Annotated in this window: 17 protein-coding genes; 7 read left to right on the top strand and 10 right to left on the bottom strand. The window is 74.7% G+C overall.

Features of this window, described 5'->3' with window-relative positions; genetic code table 11:
• Positions 1 to 129 precede the first annotated feature (129 nt).
• Entirely contained in the window at positions 130 to 2313 is a 2184-nt protein-coding gene (locus GA0070610_RS12715) for a N,N-dimethylformamidase beta subunit family domain-containing protein (protein ID WP_157747137.1), read from the top strand.
• Between the two features lie 6 nt (positions 2314 to 2319).
• On the opposite strand, the gene GA0070610_RS12720 is transcribed toward GA0070610_RS12715, so the two are convergent.
• The 5 genes from GA0070610_RS12720 to GA0070610_RS12740 all read right to left on the bottom strand — a co-directional run bounded on the left by GA0070610_RS12720 (position 2320) and on the right by GA0070610_RS12740 (position 7231).
• Positions 2320 to 3399 carry a magnesium and cobalt transport protein CorA gene (locus GA0070610_RS12720; protein ID WP_374208865.1) on the bottom strand — a complete coding sequence of 360 codons (1080 nt, stop codon included), beginning with the start codon at positions 3397 to 3399 and terminating at the stop codon, positions 2320 to 2322.
• An 88-nt stretch (positions 3400 to 3487) separates the two neighbouring features.
• Complete coding sequence (locus GA0070610_RS12725) at positions 3488 to 4108, bottom strand: class F sortase (RefSeq protein WP_231926100.1); 621 nt, start codon at positions 4106 to 4108, stop codon at positions 3488 to 3490.
• A gap of 113 nt (positions 4109 to 4221) precedes the next feature.
• The gene (locus GA0070610_RS12730) at positions 4222 to 4710 is read right to left on the bottom strand and encodes a hypothetical protein (RefSeq protein ID WP_089000230.1); all 489 of its coding nucleotides are present in this window, start codon (positions 4708 to 4710) and stop codon (positions 4222 to 4224) included.
• A 349-nt stretch (positions 4711 to 5059) separates the two neighbouring features.
• Positions 5060 to 5899 (bottom strand): ArsR/SmtB family transcription factor, encoded by an 840-nt coding sequence (locus GA0070610_RS12735; protein ID WP_089000231.1) that lies wholly within the window; start codon positions 5897 to 5899, stop codon positions 5060 to 5062.
• A gap of 222 nt (positions 5900 to 6121) precedes the next feature.
• On the bottom strand, positions 6122 to 7231 hold the full coding sequence (locus GA0070610_RS12740) for a serpin family protein (RefSeq protein WP_089000232.1): 1110 nt from the start codon (positions 7229 to 7231) through the stop codon (positions 6122 to 6124).
• Between the two features lie 218 nt (positions 7232 to 7449).
• On the opposite strand from GA0070610_RS12740, the gene GA0070610_RS12745 reads away from it, so the two are divergent.
• On the top strand, positions 7450 to 8700 hold the full coding sequence (locus tag GA0070610_RS12745; protein WP_089003461.1) for a lycopene cyclase family protein: 1251 nt from the start codon (positions 7450 to 7452) through the stop codon (positions 8698 to 8700).
• A 12-nt stretch (positions 8701 to 8712) separates the two neighbouring features.
• Here GA0070610_RS12745 and GA0070610_RS12750 read toward each other — a convergent pair whose 3' ends face one another.
• Positions 8713 to 9816 (bottom strand): serine hydrolase domain-containing protein, encoded by a 1104-nt coding sequence (locus GA0070610_RS12750; protein WP_089000233.1) that lies wholly within the window; start codon positions 9814 to 9816, stop codon positions 8713 to 8715.
• A 109-nt stretch (positions 9817 to 9925) separates the two neighbouring features.
• Here GA0070610_RS12750 and rnhA point away from each other — a divergent pair, with 109 nt between their 5' ends.
• Positions 9926 to 10405, top strand: a complete 480-nt coding sequence (rnhA, locus tag GA0070610_RS12755) for a ribonuclease HI (RefSeq protein ID WP_089000234.1) — start codon at positions 9926 to 9928, stop codon at positions 10403 to 10405.
• Positions 10406 to 10429: 24 nt separating this feature from the next.
• Here rnhA and GA0070610_RS12760 read toward each other — a convergent pair whose 3' ends face one another.
• From GA0070610_RS12760 to GA0070610_RS12775, 4 genes are all read right to left on the bottom strand, one after another.
• Positions 10430 to 10660, bottom strand: a complete 231-nt coding sequence (locus GA0070610_RS12760) for a hypothetical protein (RefSeq protein WP_089000235.1) — start codon at positions 10658 to 10660, stop codon at positions 10430 to 10432.
• A 106-nt stretch (positions 10661 to 10766) separates the two neighbouring features.
• Positions 10767 to 11003, bottom strand: a complete 237-nt coding sequence (locus GA0070610_RS12765; RefSeq protein WP_089000236.1) for a preprotein translocase YidC — start codon at positions 11001 to 11003, stop codon at positions 10767 to 10769.
• 111 nt (positions 11004 to 11114) lie between these two features.
• The gene (locus tag GA0070610_RS12770) at positions 11115 to 11978 is read right to left on the bottom strand and encodes a pentapeptide repeat-containing protein (protein WP_231926189.1); all 864 of its coding nucleotides are present in this window, start codon (positions 11976 to 11978) and stop codon (positions 11115 to 11117) included.
• Positions 11979 to 12218: 240 nt separating this feature from the next.
• Positions 12219 to 13031 carry an SDR family oxidoreductase gene (locus GA0070610_RS12775; RefSeq protein ID WP_089000238.1) on the bottom strand — a complete coding sequence of 271 codons (813 nt, stop codon included), beginning with the start codon at positions 13029 to 13031 and terminating at the stop codon, positions 12219 to 12221.
• 171 nt (positions 13032 to 13202) lie between these two features.
• Between GA0070610_RS12775 and GA0070610_RS12780 the strand changes: the two genes are divergently transcribed.
• The 4 genes from GA0070610_RS12780 to GA0070610_RS12795 are packed head-to-tail and all read left to right on the top strand — an operon-like array spanning position 13203 to position 19238.
• A complete protein-coding gene (locus tag GA0070610_RS12780; RefSeq protein ID WP_089000239.1) occupies positions 13203 to 15995 on the top strand; it encodes a beta propeller repeat protein in 2793 nt (930 codons plus the stop codon).
• Positions 15996 to 16021: 26 nt separating this feature from the next.
• Complete coding sequence (locus tag GA0070610_RS12785; RefSeq protein ID WP_089003462.1) at positions 16022 to 16876, top strand: carbohydrate ABC transporter permease; 855 nt, start codon at positions 16022 to 16024, stop codon at positions 16874 to 16876.
• Between the two features lie 2 nt (positions 16877 to 16878).
• A complete protein-coding gene (locus tag GA0070610_RS12790) occupies positions 16879 to 18201 on the top strand; it encodes an ABC transporter substrate-binding protein (protein ID WP_089000240.1) in 1323 nt (440 codons plus the stop codon).
• On the top strand, positions 18198 to 19238 hold the full coding sequence (locus GA0070610_RS12795) for an ABC transporter ATP-binding protein (RefSeq protein WP_089000241.1): 1041 nt from the start codon (positions 18198 to 18200) through the stop codon (positions 19236 to 19238). Before GA0070610_RS12790 ends, GA0070610_RS12795 begins: the two co-directional genes overlap by 4 nt.
• Positions 19239 to 19244 lie beyond the last annotated feature (6 nt).

Below are 19244 nucleotides of genomic sequence, written 5' to 3' on the forward strand. Positions count from 1 at the left end.
GGCGGGCCGGCCGGCCGCACGTACACGCGGATCATCCGATTTCTCCGCCGGGGACGCCCCACGGGGCCACGTCGACGCCCGCGCCTGCGTAGGTTGCCCAGCACATCCGCCTCGCCGAAGAGGATGGCCATGGGGAACACGCCGCACCCGCACGGCATGCCGCGCCGACGACTGCTGCGCGACGGCGCCGTCATCGCAGCCGCCGTGCCCCCGCTGCTGCTGGCGGGCCCACCCGACGCGTCGGCCGCCGTGCCCCGGTACGACCCGCAGCAACGGTTCGTCCGCCTGGTGGGCGGCGGGTACGGCGTCATCTTCGCGATCCAGGCCGACGGCGCGCTGTACTGGTACCGGCACACGGGCTGGCAGACCGGCGCGTTCCGGTGGGCGAGCGGGTCGGGCCGCCGGATCGGCTCCGGCTGGCACCAGTTCCGGGCGGTCTTCGGCGGCCTCGACGGCTCGCTCTACGCCGTACGCGGCGACGGCACCATGCACTACTACCGCTACCGGCTGACCAACTCGACGACCGGCGCCGGCACCTGGATCAGCGGCGGGCGGATCGGCGCCGGATTCGAGCGCTACCCCCGACTGTGCGGGTTCCACGGCGCGTTCTACGGGCAGAACGCCGAGGGCGAGCTGTTCCTGCACCAGTACGACCTGGTCGGCAAGGCGTGGACCGTCCAGGGGGCGCGGATCGGCGGCGGCTTCGTCGGCGCCGTGTTGCAGGCCGACACCTCCGGTGTCCTCTACGCCTACCACTACGGCGACATCCGCTGGCACCGGCACCTCGGCGGCGGCACCTGGGCGGCGGGCTCGGGCCTGCGGATCGGCTCCGGGTTCCGCAACTTCTTCCTCAACGACGGGGTGTGGTTCACCGGCCAGGGGTCGCTGTACGCGATCCCGCCGAACGCGGCCAGCGTCCGGCAGACGGGCGTGCTCACGCAGTACCGGTTGACGAACCACACCACCGCCGGCCCCGACCGGCGGGCCGCCTGGATGAACAGCGGCACCGGGAAGAGGGTCGGCTCCGGCTGGACGGTGCAGACCCAGGCCGGCCTCCAGGGCTACGCCAACACGCCGAGCGTGGCGCAGGGCCAGGTGGCCCGGATCGCGGTGTCGACCGGGTTCCCGTCGCTCACCGCGTCGATCGTCCGGTTGGCACCCAGCCCCGGCGACCCCGTGGTCGTCTCGCCGCCGCTGCCCGTGACCGGTGGCGTGCAGCCGCTGCCCGTGGGGTTCCTCCGGGTCGGTTGCGGCTGGTCGGACCGGTTGCGGTTCCCGGTCCCCGCCGACTGGCAGCCCGGCCTCTACGCCGCCCGCCTGGAAGGCTCCGACGGACTGCGCCGGTACGTGCCCTTCCTCGTGCGGCCGACCCGCCCCACCAACCCGATCGCGGTGTTGCTGCCGACCTTCACCTACAACGCCTACAACAGCTGGGGCGGGCACAACCAGTACTGCCCGGACTGGACCGGCCGGCGACCCCTGTCCGTACGCCGGCCGTCGACGGAGCTGAACGTCGACGACCCCGGCATCCGGGACCACACCCTCTTCTCGGACCTCCTGCTGACCCGCTGGATGTCCCGCCAGGGGCTCGCCTTCGACGTCTACGAGGACGCCGACCTGCACGGCTCCAACGGCTGGCTGACCAGCTACCGGGTGCTCGTGCTGGGCAGCCACCCCGAGTACTGGTCCGACACGATGCGCCAGCGCCTGGTCAACTTCCAGGCCGGCGGCGGCCGGCTGATCTACCCGGGCGGCAACGGCATGTACGAGCGGGTGCAGGTCGACTCCGCCCGTACGGTGGTGACCTACCGTCGCTCCGACGGCAGGCGGGACATCTACACGGAGCTGGGCCTGCCCGCCTCGCAGTTGCTCGGCACCAACTACACCGACGCCGGCACGTACGCCCCGTACCAGGTGCTGCGCGAGCATCCGCTGCTGGCCGGCACCGGCCTGGTGGCCGGCAGCAGGTTCGGCCGCACGGGCTACAACGGCGCCGCCAGCGGCTGGGAGACCGACGGGCTGCGCGGGCTGGCCGGCGAGGCGTCCTCGGCGCAGGTCATCGCCCGGGGCGAGAATCCGGGGGGCGGCGGCGCGACGATGGTCTTCCTGGAGCGGCCCGGCGGCGCGCTGGTCTTCAGCGCGTCCTCGGTCTCGTTCGTCGGCGCCCTGGCCGACGACCCGGCGATGTCGACGCTGTTGCGCAACGTCTTCGACCGGATGCTGGCCTCGGCCCCGGCGGTCCGGGCCACCGAGGTCCCGATGCCGCGCACCGCCCCCGCACCCGCCATCCCGGAGCCGTCGACGATGGAGTGACCGCGCTCAGAGCCAGCCCGAGCGGCGGAAGAGGCGGTGCAGGGTGAACGCGGCCAGCGCCATCAGGCCGAGCGCGGCGGGGTAGCCGTAGCGCCATTGCAGCTCCGGCATGACGGCGAAGTTCATGCCGTAGATCCCGGCGATGCCGGTCTGGGTGGCGGCGATGGCGGCCCACGCCGCGATCTTGCGCATGTCGTTGTTCTGGTCCACCGCGAGCTGCGCCAACCGGGACTGCAGGATCGAGTTGAGCAGGTCGTCGTACGCGGCGACCCGTTCCACCGCCCGGGTCAGCCGGGCGTCCACGTCGACGAACCACCGGTGCAGGCCACGCGGTGGGTTGTCGGGGCGCTGGTCGAGCAGCGAGCGCAGCGGCGCCTGTAGGGGCTGCACCGCCCGCTTGAACTCGACCACCTCGCGCTTGAGCTGGTAGATGTGCTGGATGTCGGCCGAGCGGTCGCGGGCGAACACGGCTTCCTCGATGCGTTCCAGGTCCCGCTCGACGTGCCCGGCGACTTCCAGGTAGAGGTCGACCATCCGGTCGCAGACGGCGTACGCGACGGCCCACGGGCCCTGCGCGAGCACCGCTTGGCGCTGCTCGACGTCGGCACGGACGCAGGTGAGCGCGCCCGCGGCGCCGTGCCGCACGGTGATGGCGAAACGGTCGCCGAGCAGCACCATCACGTCGCCGGTGTCGATCACCTCGGAGGTGTCGGTCAGCTCGGCGTGCTCGACGTAACCGGCGGTGCGCAGCACCAGCAGGGTCACGTCGCCGTCGCGGCGCACCGTGGGGCGGTGGCCGTCGGCGAGGGCCTGCTCGACGGTCAGGTCGTCGAGCCCGAACGTGCGCCCGACCGCCGCCATCACCGTCGGATCCGGCTCGTGCAGGCCCAGCCAGACGAAACCGTCCCGGGCGCGACGGCTGCGGGCGTACGCGTCGGCGTAGTGCGGGCGGCCGGGCTCGCGCCGCCCGTCCACGTAGACCGCACAGTCGACCACGGCGTCGGGATTGGCGCGTCGGGGCTCGGGCTCGCGCTGCCCGGGTACCCGTCGGCCGAGCAGCCGGTCGACCACGGCAGACAGTCTCACCCGTTGTCCCACCCGCCGAACCACCCGTCCGCCCTCCGCCGCGCCGGCAACCGCGCGGACACCGTACTCGCCTCGGGTGGTTCCGGGGTCACGGCACCCGGGTGGCGAACACGACGACGTTGTCGACGTAGCTGCCGGTGTCCCGGTCGAACCGGCCGCCGCAGGTGATCAGCCGCAGGCCGGTGGCGTCGCTGGGCCCGTAGACCAGGTCGGTGGGGAAGCGGTCCTTCGGGTACGACCCGACGCCGTCGACGGCGAACGTGGCGACGCTGGCGTCGGCGCGGGTGACCCGTACGGTGTCGCCGGCCCGCAGCCGGCCGAGGTCGAAGAAGACGGCCGGGCCGGCGGCGGAGTCGACGTGCCCGACGATCACGGCGTTGCCGCTCTCGCCGGGGCTGACGCCGTGGCGGTACCAGCCGGCCAGGGCGGGCCGGTCCAGCGGCGGCACCTCCAGGCGTCCCTCGGCGTCGGCGCCCACCGGGACGATCCGCGCCCGTACGTCGATGGCCGGGATCCGCACGTCCACCGGCTCGGCCCGGTGCAGCGGCGGCACCGCAGGCGCGGAGCGGGCCCGGGTGGGGGCGTCGGCGGCCTCCGGCCGGGGCGGGCGGGGCGGGATCGTCGCCACCCCGGCGGCGATCAGGCCGAGCCCCGTCGTGGCGAGCAGGACGATGACCGTGACCGCCCAGCCGGGCCTGCGCCAGGACACGATCCCACCTCCGTACGCGTTCGCCCGGGTGCCCGCTCCGGTGCGTGACCGGTGCGGGCACCCGTTGCAGGGATGGACGGGTTCTCCAGGATGGACGGCGCGGGGGCCGTCGGTCAGAGCGTGGCCGCCGCCATGTGGCGTCGGCGGCGGGCCAGGATCAGGGCGCCGCCCGCGGCGGAGCCGAGCAGGGCCCCGCCGGCCGCCAGCGTGCCGGTCCCGTCCGTGCCGCCGCGCCCGCCGGCCTGGGCCCCGCCGATCGGGGTGACGGTGAACGTGGCGCTGCCGGCCGCGCTGCCGTCGCCGCAGGTGGCGGCCACCGTGTAGGTGCCCAGGGTGAAGCCGGCGGTGAAGAGTTCTGCGCTCAGCCCGCCGCCGGCCGCCGCCGTGGTGGACCGGACGTTCTGGTCGCGGTCGGGGCCGGTGACGCGGAAGATCGCGTCGCCGGACTTCGGGTTGCAGGTCGTCGCGGTGAGCACGACCGTCCCGCCGACCGGCGTGGTGGCCGGTGACACGACGGTGTCGGCCAGCGCCGCGCCGGGGAGCAGGAGCGTGCCGAGACCCACGCCGAGCGCCGCCGATACGAGAACTGTCTTTGCCTTCATACGCGTCTTCCCTCACTTTTCGTCCGCTGACTGCGTGGGACGTCGTTCGGGTGGCCAACTCCGTGACTAGCACCGGTGTGACCAACCCTAGGAGGGTTGGGGTCCCCATCCGGTGAAAATGAGAAATCTTCGTTGCCGTCACGTGTCCACCCGGGAGGCGGAGGGAGCAGCGGAAATGCCGGCACGGCCCACCCGCGAGGGTTGGCCGTGCCGATGTCGCCGGGGGCCGTGCTGTCGCGGCTGGACCGTCTCGGCCCGTCTCGGGAACCGTGCCCCGCGGCGGGCCGTACGCGTCCGGCCCGCCGCGTCGGCCCGGTCCTGACCGGTTTGCTCGGGGCAGGGGTGGGTGTCAGCCCTGCGCGGTGGCGTTCTCGGGGCGCGGCTCGGGCAGCGGCTCCCCGGTCTCCAGCAGCGACTTGAGGCTGGCCAGCAGCTCCGGCCAGCCGCCGCTGCCGTCGAGCTGGCCGCTGACCGCCCGGTACATCTCGCTGCCCGGGGAGAAGTCCTCGTGGGTGACGGTCAACTTGACGAACCCGCCGTACGGGGCGATGTCGAAGGTGACCCGGGACCTCCGCTCGCCGAGTCGGGCCGCCAGCTCCTCGTCGGACCAGCCGAAGTGCGCGGCGTGCTCGGGCTGGAAGCCGTGCCAGCTGTAGGAGAGCCGGCGGAACGGCTCGGCGACCAGGACGCGCTGGCCGAGGTCGCGGAACTCGCCGCCCGGCTCGTCCTGCCACAGCACGGGGGAGCCGACCCGCCAGTCGGAGCGCAGCGCGACGCCGCCCCAGTAGCGGCGGGTGAACGCCGGCTCGGTCAGCGCGGTCCAGAGCTTCTCGGGGGTGGTGTTGACGTAGGTGGTGTAGACGAAGGTGGGACTGTCCATCGGCTCCCGCTCCAGAGCTGTCCGTAGGTCGGCGAGTGCGCGCACCCGCTCGCGGTCGTAGCGGTCGATCCATCGTTCGGCGACGGCGTTGATCGGGACGGGGTTGAGGTAGTGCAGCTTCTCCCGGCCGCGTCGCACGGTGGTCACCAGGTTGGCCGCCGCCAACACCGCCAGGTGCTTGCTGACCGACTGCCGGGTCATGTCGAGCCCGGCGCACAGTTCGCGCAGGCTCTGCCCGTTGCGCCGGTTGAGGTCGTCGAGGAGTCGGCGCCGACTCGCGTCGGCCAGCGCCCGGAACACGTCGTCCACCCTGCTCACCTCGCACACGCAGCCACCCGGCTGCCTGTCAGGTTAGACAACCGGACGGCTGCATGTCCAGCGTGCCGCCGCATTCACCCGTCGAAGGCGGTAGGAGCGGTCAGGCCGGGCGGCCGACGTCGTCGTGCAGCAGCCCCACCAGCGCGGAGATGCCCTCCCCGCCGTGGCCCCGGGCGACCGCCCCGTCCAGCAGGTCCCGCCCCGCGCCCGGCCTCAGGCGGATCTGGCGGGATCGGTCACCCAGCCGGCGAGCAGCACCAGCCCGGAGGGCCGGTGCACGGCGAGGAAGCCGAAGGGGCGGTCGATGTCGAGGCGTACCCGCCGCCTGCGCGCGGTGACCGGCCGAGGCGCCGAACCCGCCCGCGTGGAGACGGCGGTCACCGCGGCCGCGCGGAACCCCGCCGCGCCGAACGTCGCCGTCGCGCTCTGCCGCGCCTGCGACACGGCCAACGGGCGGGCGATGCCGGGGAAGTGGTCGCCGTCGCCGACGGCGGTGGCGAGACCGAACAGCGCGGCCCGCGCCAGCAGGTCGTGGTCGGCGCGGACGGTGAAGCCCACGGTGGAGACGAACAGCTCGGGCCGGTCGTCGTACGCCTCCACGACCTGTTCGTCGACGCCGGGGCCGGCGGCGACGGGCAGCGCGGACGGTGCGCCGATGGCGCCGATCGCGGCCGGCAGCACCTGCGCCGCCCCGCGCCCCGGCGTGCCCAGGGCGAGCACCACGTCGACGTCCTCGGCACCGCGTACGGTCAGCAGGCTCACCGGGCCGGCGGCGGTGTCGACGGCCCGTAGCGCGTCGAGGTCGTGGCCGATCCGGCTCAGCCCGGCCAGCCGGCGCCCGCGCCACGGCCCGGCGGCCGGCTGGCACCAGGCGTCGCGGAACGGCTCGGCCCACCCGGTCCGCAGCGACAGGGCGTTGGCCAGGACCATCGCCGTGGTCGGGGCGACCCGCACCGGCATCCGGCGGATCAGGCCGTCGGTGTGCGTGGCGACCCACTCGTCGAGGGCGGCCTGGTCGTGCGCCGGGTCGCCGGTCAGCTCCCCGCGCATGGCCGCCGGCACCTCGCGCAGCCACCGGTCGGTCAGCGGCAGGTCCCGCCGTGCCCAGGCGGCGAGGGCCAGCCGGGTGGTGGGGGAGCGGTCCAGGTCGAAGCGGGTCGGGTCCGGCGCGACCGCGAGCAGCTCGTCGCGGGCCGGGCCGGCGGCGTAACGGGCGAGCAGCGCCAGCAGCGGGTAGACGCCGGCGCCGGAGACGACCGTCTGGCCGCCGTCGAGGGCGGACGCCCAGCGGGCGGTGAGCGCGTTGACGGCGATGGTGCTCATGGGGGCGGCGTCCTCCGGGGGCGAGGTGACCGTCGCCCGGCGGCGACCGCTGGCACCCTACCGCCGCCCGCCGCCCGCCGCCCGCCGCCCGCCGCCCGCCGCCCGCCGCCCGCCGCCCGCCGCCCGCCGCCCGCCGCCCGCCGCCCGAGGGCCGGGCCGGAGGGCGGCAGGGCTGGTCGGTGGCGGGACGGCACGGGCGGTGTGGCAGCGTGGGCGGCGTGAACACCTGCGCACCGCTGGACGTCGACCTGGCGCTGGTCGGTGGCGGCGGCGCCGCGTCGCTGGTCCTCGCGGCCCTGGACCGGCACGGCGTGCGCGACCTGCGGGTCGCCGTCGTCGACCCGGTCCACCGGCGCGGGCAGGACCGGACCTGGGCGTTCTGGGACCGGCCCGGCAGCGACCTGGACCCGCTGCTGGCCGCGAGCTGGCCCCAGGTCGAGGTGGCGACGTCCGCCGGCCGCCGCGTCCTCGACCTCGCCCCCCTGCGGTACGCCATGCTGCGCTCGGGCCCGGTCTACGACCGGGCCGCCGAGGCCGAGCGGCGGCTCGGGGTGCAGCGGCTCGTGGCACCCGTCGACGCCCTGCACGACGACGGTGATCGCGTGCTGGTGCGTACGGGCGGGGGCGGCCCGACCGTCCGCGCGTCCTGGGTGCTGGACTCCCGGCCCCGGCCGCCCCGGCGACCCGGGCGCACCAACTGGCTCCAGCACTTCCGGGGCTGGTGGCTGGAGTCCGACGCGCCGGTCTTCGATCCGGCGCGGGCCGTCCTGATGGACTTCCGCACCCCGCAGCCCGACCGGGGCGTGTCGTTCGGCTACGTCCTGCCGGTCAGCGACCGGTACGCCCTGGTGGAGTACACCGAGTTCGGCCCCGACCTGCTCACCGACGCCGGCTACGACGCGGCCCTGGCGGGCTACCGGGACCTGCTCGGCCTCGACCCGGCCGGGCTCACGGTCCGCGAGGTGGAGAACGGCGTGATCCCGATGACCGACGGCCCGTTCGAGGCCCGGCCCTCACCCCGGGTGGTCCGCCTCGGCACGGCCGGCGGCGCCACCCGACCGTCCACCGGCTTCACCTTCTCCGCCATGCACCGCCAGGCCGAGCAGGTCGGCCGTGCCCTCGCCGCCGGCCGCCCGCCGGTACCCGGCCCCGCGTACCCCCGTCGGCACCGCTGGATGGACGCGGTCGCGCTGCGGGCGCTGGACGCCGGCGGCGTCGGCGGGCCGGACTTCTTCGGTCGGCTCTTCGAGCGCAACCCCGCCGAGCGGGTGCTGCGGTTCCTCGACGGCGCCACCAGCCCGGCGGAGGAGGTGGCGCTGATGAGTTCCACCCGGCTGGCGCCGATGGTCGCCGCCACGGCCGGCGACGCCGCGGCCCGGCTGCGCGACCGCGTCGATCCGGCCCGCCGCTCCGCGACGTGGACGGTCCCGCGACCGGTCGTCGGCGGCCGGGCCGACGCCGACGGCTGAGCGCCCGCCGCCTCAGCCGGCGCGGACGGCGTCGCGGACGAGGACGCGCAGCTCCTCCATCGGGTCGCCGTCGCCCGCGCTGAGCAGCGTCTTCGTCGCGGCCACGGTCAGGCCGAGCTCCGGATAGGCGTACGCGAGGCTGCCGCCGCTGCCCGCGCAGCCGAACGCCCCGTCCGACTCGACCGCGTATCCCAGTCCGAAGCTCGCCTCCTGACCGAAGACCCACTCCGTGCCGCGCACCGCCACGGCACCGACCTCCCGCAGCCGCGCGGGCGAGATCAGGCGTACGCCGTCGACCTCGCCGATCAGCGCGGCGAACATCCGGGCCATGGCCCGGGCGGACATCGTGCCGGTGGCCGGGACGTCGGCGCGGAGGAACTCGGGTCGGGTGCCGACGGAGGCGTCCGGCCGGAGACCGGGCGGGGCGACCCGGTCGAAGTTCGGCAGGTTGGCGGCGGCCCAGTCCAGCATCGCGGACAGGTTGCGGTCGGCGACCGGGGCCAGCCGGTTCAGATCGGCCTCGGGCACCCCGAGGAACAGCTCCCCGGGTACGCCGAGCGGCCCGGCGACGTCCTCGGCGAGCACCCGCGAGATCCGCCGGCCGGTGACCCGCCGGACCACCTCGCCGATCAGCCAGCCGAAGGTCCAGGCGTGGTACGCGAGCACGTCGCCCGGAGCCCAGAGCGGCACGCTGTCGGCGACGATCCCGCACATCCGGTCCCAGTCGCCGGCGTCGGCGACGGTGACGTCGGGCGGCAACGCGGGCACGCCCGCCGTGTGGGTCAGCACGTGCCGCAGGGTGACGCCACCCTTGCCGTGGCGGGCGAACTCCGGCCACACCTCGGCGATGCGCAGGTCGTAGTCGAGCACGCCCCGCTCGGCGAGCACGTGTGCCACGGTCGCGGTGAGCCCCTTGCCGGTCGACGCGCCCCAGATCGGCGTGCCGGAGGTCAGCGGTCGGCCAGTGGCGCGGTCGGCCACGCCCGCCACCTCGTCCACCACCTGCGTCCCGTGCAGGTACGCGGCCACCTGCACGCCGTCCTCCCGGCCGGCGGCCACCAACTCGTCGATCCGCGCGCGTACCTCGGCCCGCAGGCCGTCCCATCTCCCCGTCACGGGAGGCCATCCTGCCAGCGGCCGGGTGGCGGATCACACCCATTTTCCGCAGACCACGCCGCGGCCCCCGACAGCGGGGCCGGCGACGCCGATTCGGTAGGTTGCCGCCATGGTGGACGAGACGGCCGGCAGGGTCGTGCAGATCTGGACCGACGGCGCGTGCAGCGGCAACCCCGGCCCCGGCGGGTGGGGCGTGGTGCTGCGCTACGGCGCGCACGAACGGGAGCTGTGCGGGGGCGAGGCGACCCCCACCACCAACAACCGGATGGAGCTGATGGCGGCCATCCAGGCCCTGGAGAGCCTGACCCGCTCCGTCACCGTCGAGCTGCACACCGACAGCACGTACGTGCGCAACGGCATCACGAGCTGGCTGGCGTCGTGGAAGCGCAACGGGTGGCGTACGGCCGCGAAGCAGCCGGTCAAGAACGCCGACCTGTGGCAGCGGCTGGAGGCCGCCTGCGCCCGGCACGAGGTCACCTGGCTGTGGGTGAAGGGGCACAACGGTCACCCGGAGAACGAGCGCGCCGACGCGCTGGCCAACCGGGGCATGACCGAGGCCCGCACGTCGGCGGTGCCCGCCGGACGCTGACCGGTCCGGCGGGCGGCGGTCAGATCACTCGGTGCGGCTCGGGTCGGCGGTGCCGGAGACGGCGTCCACGTCGTAGCCGGCGCGGCTGACCTCCCTGGCCGGGCGTCGGTCGTCGGCCGGCAGGTCGGCGAAGTCGTCGCCGGTGTCGTCGGTGGTGTGCAGGGACTCGCCCGGTGGTCGCAGCGACGCCTGCATGGCGGTCGCGCCGTCCGGCTCGTCGGTGGCGGCCTGGTCGAAACGCTTCTGTTCGGTCATGCCGCACTCCTGCCCCCGTGGCCTGCCGCCAAACGCGGGTCCTTTCCGGTCCTGCGGCTGCACGGGCGCCCGACTGCCGCTCGGCGTCGTTCCGCCCCCTGGTCGGTCAGCGTGGCGCGTCCGGGTGGCCCGGCATGGTGGAGCCGCCGCTGGAACTGCCCGACGCGCCGCCCGCCATGCCGGAGCCGTCGTCCTCGGTGACCAGGCCGGGCTTCTCCGTCGTGTCGTCCGGCGCCGGGACGTCGGTGTCCGCCTCGACCTGGACCAGCCGTGCCTGGCCGGCCTCGTCCTCGGCGTGCGCCGGGTCGACCGGCAGCTCACCGTCGCGCGCCCGATACCCCACCGCTGCCTCCCGTGCCGTTGCCGTTGCCGTTGCGGCCCCGGCTACCCGCACCCCTCCCCCCGAAACCCCGGCCCCGCCGGCCCGGCCCGCCCTGTCGCGAAGAACGGGGGGTCAGCGGCGGCGGGTGGGGCGGGTGGGGGAGCGGGGTGGGCGGGGCTGGGGGGTGAGGGACAGGGCGGACCAGTGGTGGGGGCGGGTGCGGCCGGGGGGTAGGGCGGTGTGCCCGTCGCCCCGGGCCGCGTCGAGCTGCGACTGGTGCAGGAACAGGCTGCCGGACAGGTCCGCGCCGCGCAGGTCGGCCCCGCGCAGGTCGGCGCCGGTGAGGTCGGCCAGGCCGAGGTCGACGCCGCGCAGGTCGGCGCCGATCAGCAGCGCCCCGCGCAGGTTCGCCCGGCGCAGGTCGGCCCGGCGCAGGTCGACGCCGAACAGTTGGGCGCCCCGCCGATCCGCGCCCGGGCGGCCGCCCCGGGCCCGCGCCGCGTCCCCGGCGCGCGACAGCAGCGGGTTGACCCGCCCCCGGTACGCGTCCACGTCGAGCGCCACCAGCGTCTCGGCGGGCTCCCGGGCCAGCCGCTCGGTCTCGCCGAGCGCGACGGACAACTCGCCGCGCAGCGGCTGCGGTGGACGCGTCGCGAGGGCCTCGGTCAGATACCAGAGCAGCTCGTGCAGCGGCCGCATCACCGCGAACGTGTCGAACATGAGCGGCGCCGTCTGCGGCGCGTCGCGCCAGTCCCGGCCAGCGAAGGTGGTCTGGGCCACCCGCTGCCCGGCGCCGAAGCAGTCGAAGACGGTGCAGCCGGGAAAGCCCCGGCCGCGCAGGTCGGCGTGGATGCCGCAGCGCGAGTCGGCCCGCAGGTTCGGGCAGGGCTGGCCGGCGGGCTTGTCGATGGCGAAGTCGGCGGACGCGGAGAAGGCCGGTGCGACGCAGCAGAGCCCGAAGCACCGGGCGCAGTCGGCGCGCAGCCCGTCCGCCATCGACGCCGCCGCGGGGGTTTCCGACACGCTGACCGTTCTCCTGCCGTTCGGGGGTCTCCCGCCGGCGGCCTCGCGGGCGGGGGCTCCCATTGTCCCGCCCCCGTGAGGGCCACCGGGCCGCAGGGTGCGCGGCCAACGCCCCGGGCGCGGGGAGCCGCGGCGCACCGTCTGCGTGGCCCACACCGGGCGCGGTGGGGCCGCGGCGCGCCGACTGGCGTTCGGCGGGGGCCCCGCCTGCGCTCAGCCCTCCACCGAGCGCCAGTCGTGCGACTCCAGCGCGTTGGCCTGTGGGCCCATCATCAGCATGCCGCCGTCGACCGGCCAGGACGCGCCCGTGACGTACGCGGCGGCGGGCGAGGCGAGCAGCGCGACCACGGCGGCCACCTCCCGCGCGTCCCCCGGGCGCCCGACCGGCACCCCGGGGCGTTCCTGCGTGAACGGGTCGACGTCCTCCTGGCCGGTCATCGGGGTGGCGATCTCACCCGGGGCGACCGCGTTGACGGTGATGCCGTCCGCCGCCAGTTCCTGCGCCATCACCCTGGTCAGCAGGCCTAGCCCGCCCTTCGCGGCGCAGTACGCTGCCGAGCCGACCCGGGGCGCATGCTCGTGCACGCTGGTGATGTTGACGATCCGGCCGCCCAGCCCTGCGGCGCGCATCCGCCGGGCGGCCCGCTGCCCGCACAGGAACGGCCCGTCGAGGTCGACGGAGAGCACCTCGCGCCACTGCTCCCAGCCGGTGTCGACGAACGGTGTGGACGCCCCGGTGCCGGCGTTGTTGACGAGTACGCCGAGGCCACCGAGGCGGTCCGCCAGCTCGTCGACGACCGCGTCGGCTCCCGGCAGCCGGGTCAGGTCCAGGTGGGCGACCTCGCAGCGCCGGCCGGTGGCGCGTACCTCGGTGGCGGTCCGCTCGGCGCCCCCGGCGTCGCGGTGCCAGGTGACGCCGACGTCGAAGCCGGCCCCGGCGAGGGCGACGGCGCAGGCCCGGCCGATGCCGGAATCGGCGCCCGTGACGATGGCGATCCTCGGGTAGTTCTCGTAACGCGATGGCATGTCGGCGCACTACCCGTTCCATGCGAATGCAACCATGCGTCGATCCCCGTCTATGCAGGGGATTGTCCGCGTCGATGCGTTCTGACATCCTCCACCGTGGACGCTGCCAGCGACGGTCGCCAATCCGGAGGGCCGCACTGAGGTGGCGCCTTCTTCTGCCGGAGGGACCTCGTGAAGCGCAGACGTCGCCATCTGCTCGCAGGACTGGCGGTCGGTGCCCTGGTGGCGTCGACCGGTCTCATCGGAATCCACTTCGCCGGCGCCGAGGTGCCGACCCCCGCCGCCGCGGCCGGCGACGGGGAGATGCCGGGGGCGCTCGGCGCCCACATGGAACGGCTGCGCCAGGCCGTGCCGGGCAGCGACGGCATGTCGCCGGACGGGCCCGGCAACGCCGCGCAGCAGGAGTTCCTGGAGCGCGCGTACCCGGCCAACACGATCAGCATCGCCCAGGTCGACCGCTCCAAGTCGGCGTACGCCGCCGCCGAGCGGCGCGCCGGCGGCACCCGCGGCTGGACGAACATCGGCCCGAGCGAGGCCCTCTACCCGTTCACCGAGTTCCGCAACGCCTCCAACTACGTGCCGAACGCGTACGTCGCGGGCGGCCGGGTCACCTCCATCGACATCGCCCCGGACTGCAACGCCCTGCTCTGCCGGGCGTACGTCACGCCGGCCGGCGGCGGCGTCTGGGGCACCCTGAACATCCTCGCGGCCGAGCCCAAGTGGTTCTACCTGGGCGGGCCGCTGGGCATCAACGCGGCCGGCTCGGTCAAGATCGACCGCAACGACAAGACGGGGCTGACCATCTACGTCGGCACCGGTGAGGCCAACACCTGCGCCTCCGGCTGCGTCGCCGGCGTCGGGCTCTACAAGTCGACCAACGGCGGCGTCACCTGGAAGGGACCGCTGGGCAAGGACGCCCTCGCCGGCAAGGGCATCGGCGAGATCACCGTGAAGCCGGGCGACCCGAAGACGCTCTACGTCGCCACCACCACCGCCCTGCGCGGCATGTCCAGCTCCTGCTGCACGGGCGTGACCCGGCCCGTGCCCGACGCCGAGAAGTGGGGCCTCTACAAGTCCACCGACGGCGGCGCGAACTGGAAGTTCATCCACAACGGCTCGGCCGACGCCACCCAGTGCACGGGCAGCGCCGCGGAATACAACAACACGGCCGCCTGCTCGCCGCGCGGCGTGCGCTACGTCAAGCTCGACCCGCGCGACGCGAACACCGTCTACGCCTCCTCGTACGCCCGGGGGGTCTGGCGCTCCGCGGACGCCGGCGCCACCTGGACGCAGATCAAGCCGTCGCTGAACCCGGCGGTCTTCCAGACCCGGGCCGCGATCGACGTGACCGCCCTGCCGAACGGCAAGACCCGCATGTACGTCTACGAGGGCAACCTCGGCAACCCGTACTCGCGGCTGTTCCGCAGCGACGACGTGGCCGGCGACGCCCCCGCGTTCGCCGACCTGACCAGCGCCAACCCGGCGGACCCGGGCTACGCCACCTACAACCAGTGCACCGGCCAGTGCTGGTACGACGTGTTCGTGCACACCCCGGCCGGGCACCCCGACATCGTCTACACGGGCGGCTCGTACGTCTACGGCGAGACCGTCGCCCACAAGCGGGCCGTGGTGCTCTCCACCGACGCCGGCGTCAGCGGCACCGACATGACCTTCGACGGCACCGACGAGCTGCACCCCAACGGCCTGCACCCCGACCAGCACGCCCTGGTCACCAACCCGCGCAACCCGTACCAGTTCTTCGAGGCCAACGACGGTGGCGTGATGCGCTCCAGCGGCCAGTTCGTGGACCGCTCGGCCTGGTGCGACAACCCCGACCGCAACCTGGCCACGCAGGCGCAGAGGGACCGCTGCCGGCAGATGCTGTCGAAGATCCCGTCGAAGCTGGACGGCATCAACAAGGGCATGAACACGTTGCAGTTCATCAGCCTCTCCGCCAGCCCGCACGACCACCGGCTGTTGCAGGGCGGCACCCAGGACAACGGCACCTGGGAGAACAAGGGCGAGCGCCGGCGCTGGGTCAACACGATGATCGGTGACGGCGGCGCGTCCGGCTTCGACGTCGGCAGGCCGGAGTTCCGCTTCCACACCTTCTACGACGCCTCGCCCGAGGTGAACTTCGCCAATGGCGACGTGGGTAGCTGGATCTCCATCTCCGACCCGGTCTTCGGGCAGCCGGGCACCCTGTTCTACGCCCCGGTGATCACCGACCCGAAGGTCAGCGGCACGATGTTCGCCGGCACCTCGCGCACCGTCTACCGGACGAAGACCTTCGGGCTGGGCGACCGGAGCCTGGCCGAGGCCAACCGGATCTGCAACACCTGGACCGGCACCTTCGAGGCGCAGTGCGGCGACTTCGCGCCGCTGGGCACGGTCAACCTGACCGACGCCGCGTGGGGCGACCGGGCCGGCGGCGCCGTCTCGGTCGTCGAGCGCGTCGCCTCCGACTCGTCCACGGCGTACGCGGCCACCAGCACCGGCCGGGTGTTCGTGTCCCGCAACGTCGACGCCGAGCCGGCGTCGGCGGTCACCTGGACGCGCATCGACACCGCCGCCACGCCGAACCGCTTCGTCACGAGCGTCCACGTCGACCCGGCCGACCCGGCCCGGGCGTGGGTCTCCTACAGCGGGTTCAACTCGAACACCCCGGCCACCCTAGGGCACGCGTTCGAGGTGCGGCTGGCGGGCGCGGGCGCGACCTGGACCGACCGGTCGTACGACTTCGGCGACCAGCCGATCACCGACCTGGTCCGCGACGACGTCACGGGCACCCTCTACGCGGCCACCGACTTCGGCGTGCTGCGGCTGGCCAAGGGCGGCACGACCTGGGTGAAGGCGGCCCGGGGCATGCCGAACGTGGAGGTCGCCGGGCTGACCATCGTGCCGGGCGAGCGGGTGCTCTACGCCGCCTCGCACGGCCTCGGCGCCTGGCAGCTCACGCTCTGAGGCAGGTGACCATCGGCAACGACACGGTGAGGGGCCGCGCGCGCGGCCCCTCACCGCTGCCCGCGGCGGCCGGCCGCGTCTGGCGTACCCTCGGCGCGGCCTTCGTCCTGCTCGTCTTCGTCCCGCCGCTGCTGTTGCTGGTCTCCGGTTCGCTCACCGAGCCGGGCCTGCCGCCGCCGCCCACCCCGCAGCTCGTGCCGGAGCCGGTGTCCACCACCGGCTACCAGCAGGCCGTCGAGCTGGGCGGGCTGCTGCGGGCCTCGCTCAACTCGGTCCTGGTCGCGGTCGTCGCCGTGCCGCTGAGCGTGCTCGTCGCCTCCCTGGCGGGCTTCGCGCTGACCCGGATCGCCCCGCGCGCCACCGGCGTGGTCGTGGCGGCCTCCCTGGTGGCGCTGATGGTGCCGGCCACGGCGCTGCTCGTGCCCCGCTTCGCGATCTTCCGGGCGCTCGGCCTGACCGACACCCTGGTGCCGCTGATCGCCCCGGCGCTGCTGGGCACCTCGCCGCTCTACGTCCTGGTCTACCATCTGGCGTTCCGGGCGCTGCCGGCCGACCTCTACGACGCCTGCCTGGTGGCGGACCTCTCGCCGCTGCGCACCTGGTGGCGGGTGGCCCTGCCGCTGGTGCGCCCGGTCACCGCCGGCCTCACCGCGCTGACCTTCGTGCTCACCTGGTCGAACTTCCTCGACCCGCTGGTCTACGTCTACGACCGCGACCTGTTCACCCTGCCGCTGGCACTGCGCTCCCTGTCGGTGCTGGACCCGACGAACTTCCCGGTGTTCCTGGCCGGCGCGGTGCTGGCCACGGTGCCGGCGCTGGCCGTCTTCGTGCTCGCCCAGCGGCGCTTCCTCCACCACGACGATCCGACGGGACGGGACTGACGATGCGACCGAAGGCGCTGCTCGCGCTGCTGCTCACCGCCGTGCTGGCCGCCACCGGCTGCGGCTCCGGCGCCGGGTCGTCCGCCGACGGCCCGGTGCGGCTGCTGGTCTTCGGCGCCCCCGAGGAACTCGCCGCCTACCGCACCCTCGTCGAGGCGTACGAGAAGGCCCGCCCCGGCGCCGACGTGCAGCTCGTCGAGGCCAGCGACCGCAAGGACCTGCTGGCCCGGCTGGCCACCTCGGTGGCCGGCGGCGCCCCGCCGGATCTGTTCCTGATGAACTACCGCTTCTACGGCCAGTTCGCCGCCAAGGACGTCATCGAGCCGCTGGACGACCGGCTGGCCGCCTCCCAGGCCGTCGACCCGGCCGACTACTACCCGGTGGCCTGGAACGCCTTCCGCTGGCAGGACCGGCAGCTCTGCCTGCCGCAGAACGTCTCCAGCCTGGCCGTCTACTACAATCGCACCCTGTTCGCGAAGTACGGCGTGCCCGAGCCGAGGGCCGGCTGGACCTGGAACGACCTGGTCGCCACCGCGACCGCGATGACCCGCGACTCCCGCGGCGTGGTGGTCAAGGCCACCGAGAGCGAGGGCGCGGCGCTGCGGCCGGCCGTGCACGGCCTCGGCGTCGAGCCGTCGATCATCCGGCTCGCCCCGTTCGTCTGGTCCGGCGGCGGCGAGATCGTCGACGACCCGGCGAGGCCGACCCGGCTGACCCTGGACGGCCCGGCCGCCCGGGAGGCGCTGAAGAACCTCGTCGACCTGCGGCTGGCGTACGGGGTGGTGCCCACCGACGAGGAGGTGGAGGCCGAGGACGACGAGTCGCGCTTCGCCAACGGCCGGCTCGCCATGCTGATGAGCTCCCGCCGCTCCACCACCACGTTCCGCTCGATCACCGGCTTCGAGTGGGACGTCGCCCCGCTGCCCATCTACAAGGAGCAGGTCGGCGTGCTGCACTCCGACGCGTACTGCATGACGCGGGGCGCGAAGCACAAGGACGCCGCGTGGCGGTTCCTGGAGTTCGCCATCGCCGAGGAGGGCCAGCGGATCGTCGCGGCCACCGGCCGTACCGTCCCGTCGCACATCGGGGTGTCGCAGTCCCCGGCGTTCCTCGGCCCCGCCCAGCCGCCGCGCAGCGCGAAGGTCTTCCTCGACGCCATCCCCACCGTCCGGGCGCTGCCGACCGTCTCCACCTGGCCGGAGATCGAGGACGTCACCTACGGCATCCTGGAGAACGCCATGCACCGGGGCGACCGGCTCGACGACGTGATCCGTGAACTCGACCGGCAGACCCGCCCGATCTTCGCCCGCGGGGAGCACGGGTGAGTGACCCTGGCCTCGCCCTGGCCGGGGTCTCGGCCGCGTACCGGGGCGCGACCGTGCTGCACGAGGTGGACCTGGCCGTCGCCCGGGGCGAGCTGCTGGTGGTGCTCGGCCCGTCGGGCGCCGGCAAGTCGACCGTGCTGCGGGTCGTCGCCGGCCTGGAGCCGGTCACCGCCGGCCGTGTCCGCATCGCCGGCCGCGACGTCACCGCCGAGCGCCCCGGCCGGCGCAACGTGTCGATGGTGTTCCAGTCGTACGCGCTCTTTCCGCACCTGAGCGTCGCCGAGAACATCGCGTTCGGCCTGGAGGTGCGCGACACGCCCCGCGCGGCGGCCCGCGAGCGGGCCCGCGCGGCGGCCGAGACGGTCGGCTGCGCCGGGCTGCTGGACCGGCGGCCCGCGCAGCTCTCCGGCGGCGAACGGCAGCGGGTGGCACTGGCCCGGGCGCTGGTGCGCGAGCCGGACGTGTTCCTGCTCGACGAGCCGCTGTCCAACCTCGACCAGGCGCTGCGGGTGCAGATGCGCGCCGAGCTGCGCGCCCTGCACGACCGGCTGGGCGCGACGATGGTGCACGTCACCCACGACCAGACCGAGGCGCTGGTGCTGGCCGACCGGATCGCCGTGCTGCGCGACGGGCGCATCGAGCAGGTCGGCACCCCCGACGAGATCTGGCGCACCCCGGCCACCACCTTCGTGGCCCGCTTCGTCGGTTCCCCGGCGATGAACCTGCTCCCGGCCGACGGTCCGCTGCGCCCCGCCGGCGCCCCGGCCCCGGGTGCCGACCACGACGGCATGGAGATCGGCTTTCGTCCCGAGGCGGTCGCCCTCGACGCCGCCGAGGGCACGGACGCCACCGTCGAGCGGATCGAGGTGGTCGGCGAGGACGCGTACGCGTACCTGACCCTCGCCGGCGGGCACCGGATCGTCGCCCGGGTGCCCGCCGCCCGCCGCCCCGGGCGCGGCGCGACGGTACGCGTCGGGGTGCGCTGGGCCGACGCGCACGTCTTCCACGCCGGCTCCGGGCGCCGGTACGCCCCGTGACGAGCC

Origin of the sequence: Micromonospora echinofusca, from assembly GCF_900091445.1 — a bacterium.
Taxonomy (GTDB): Bacteria; Actinomycetota; Actinomycetes; order Mycobacteriales; family Micromonosporaceae; genus Micromonospora; species Micromonospora echinofusca.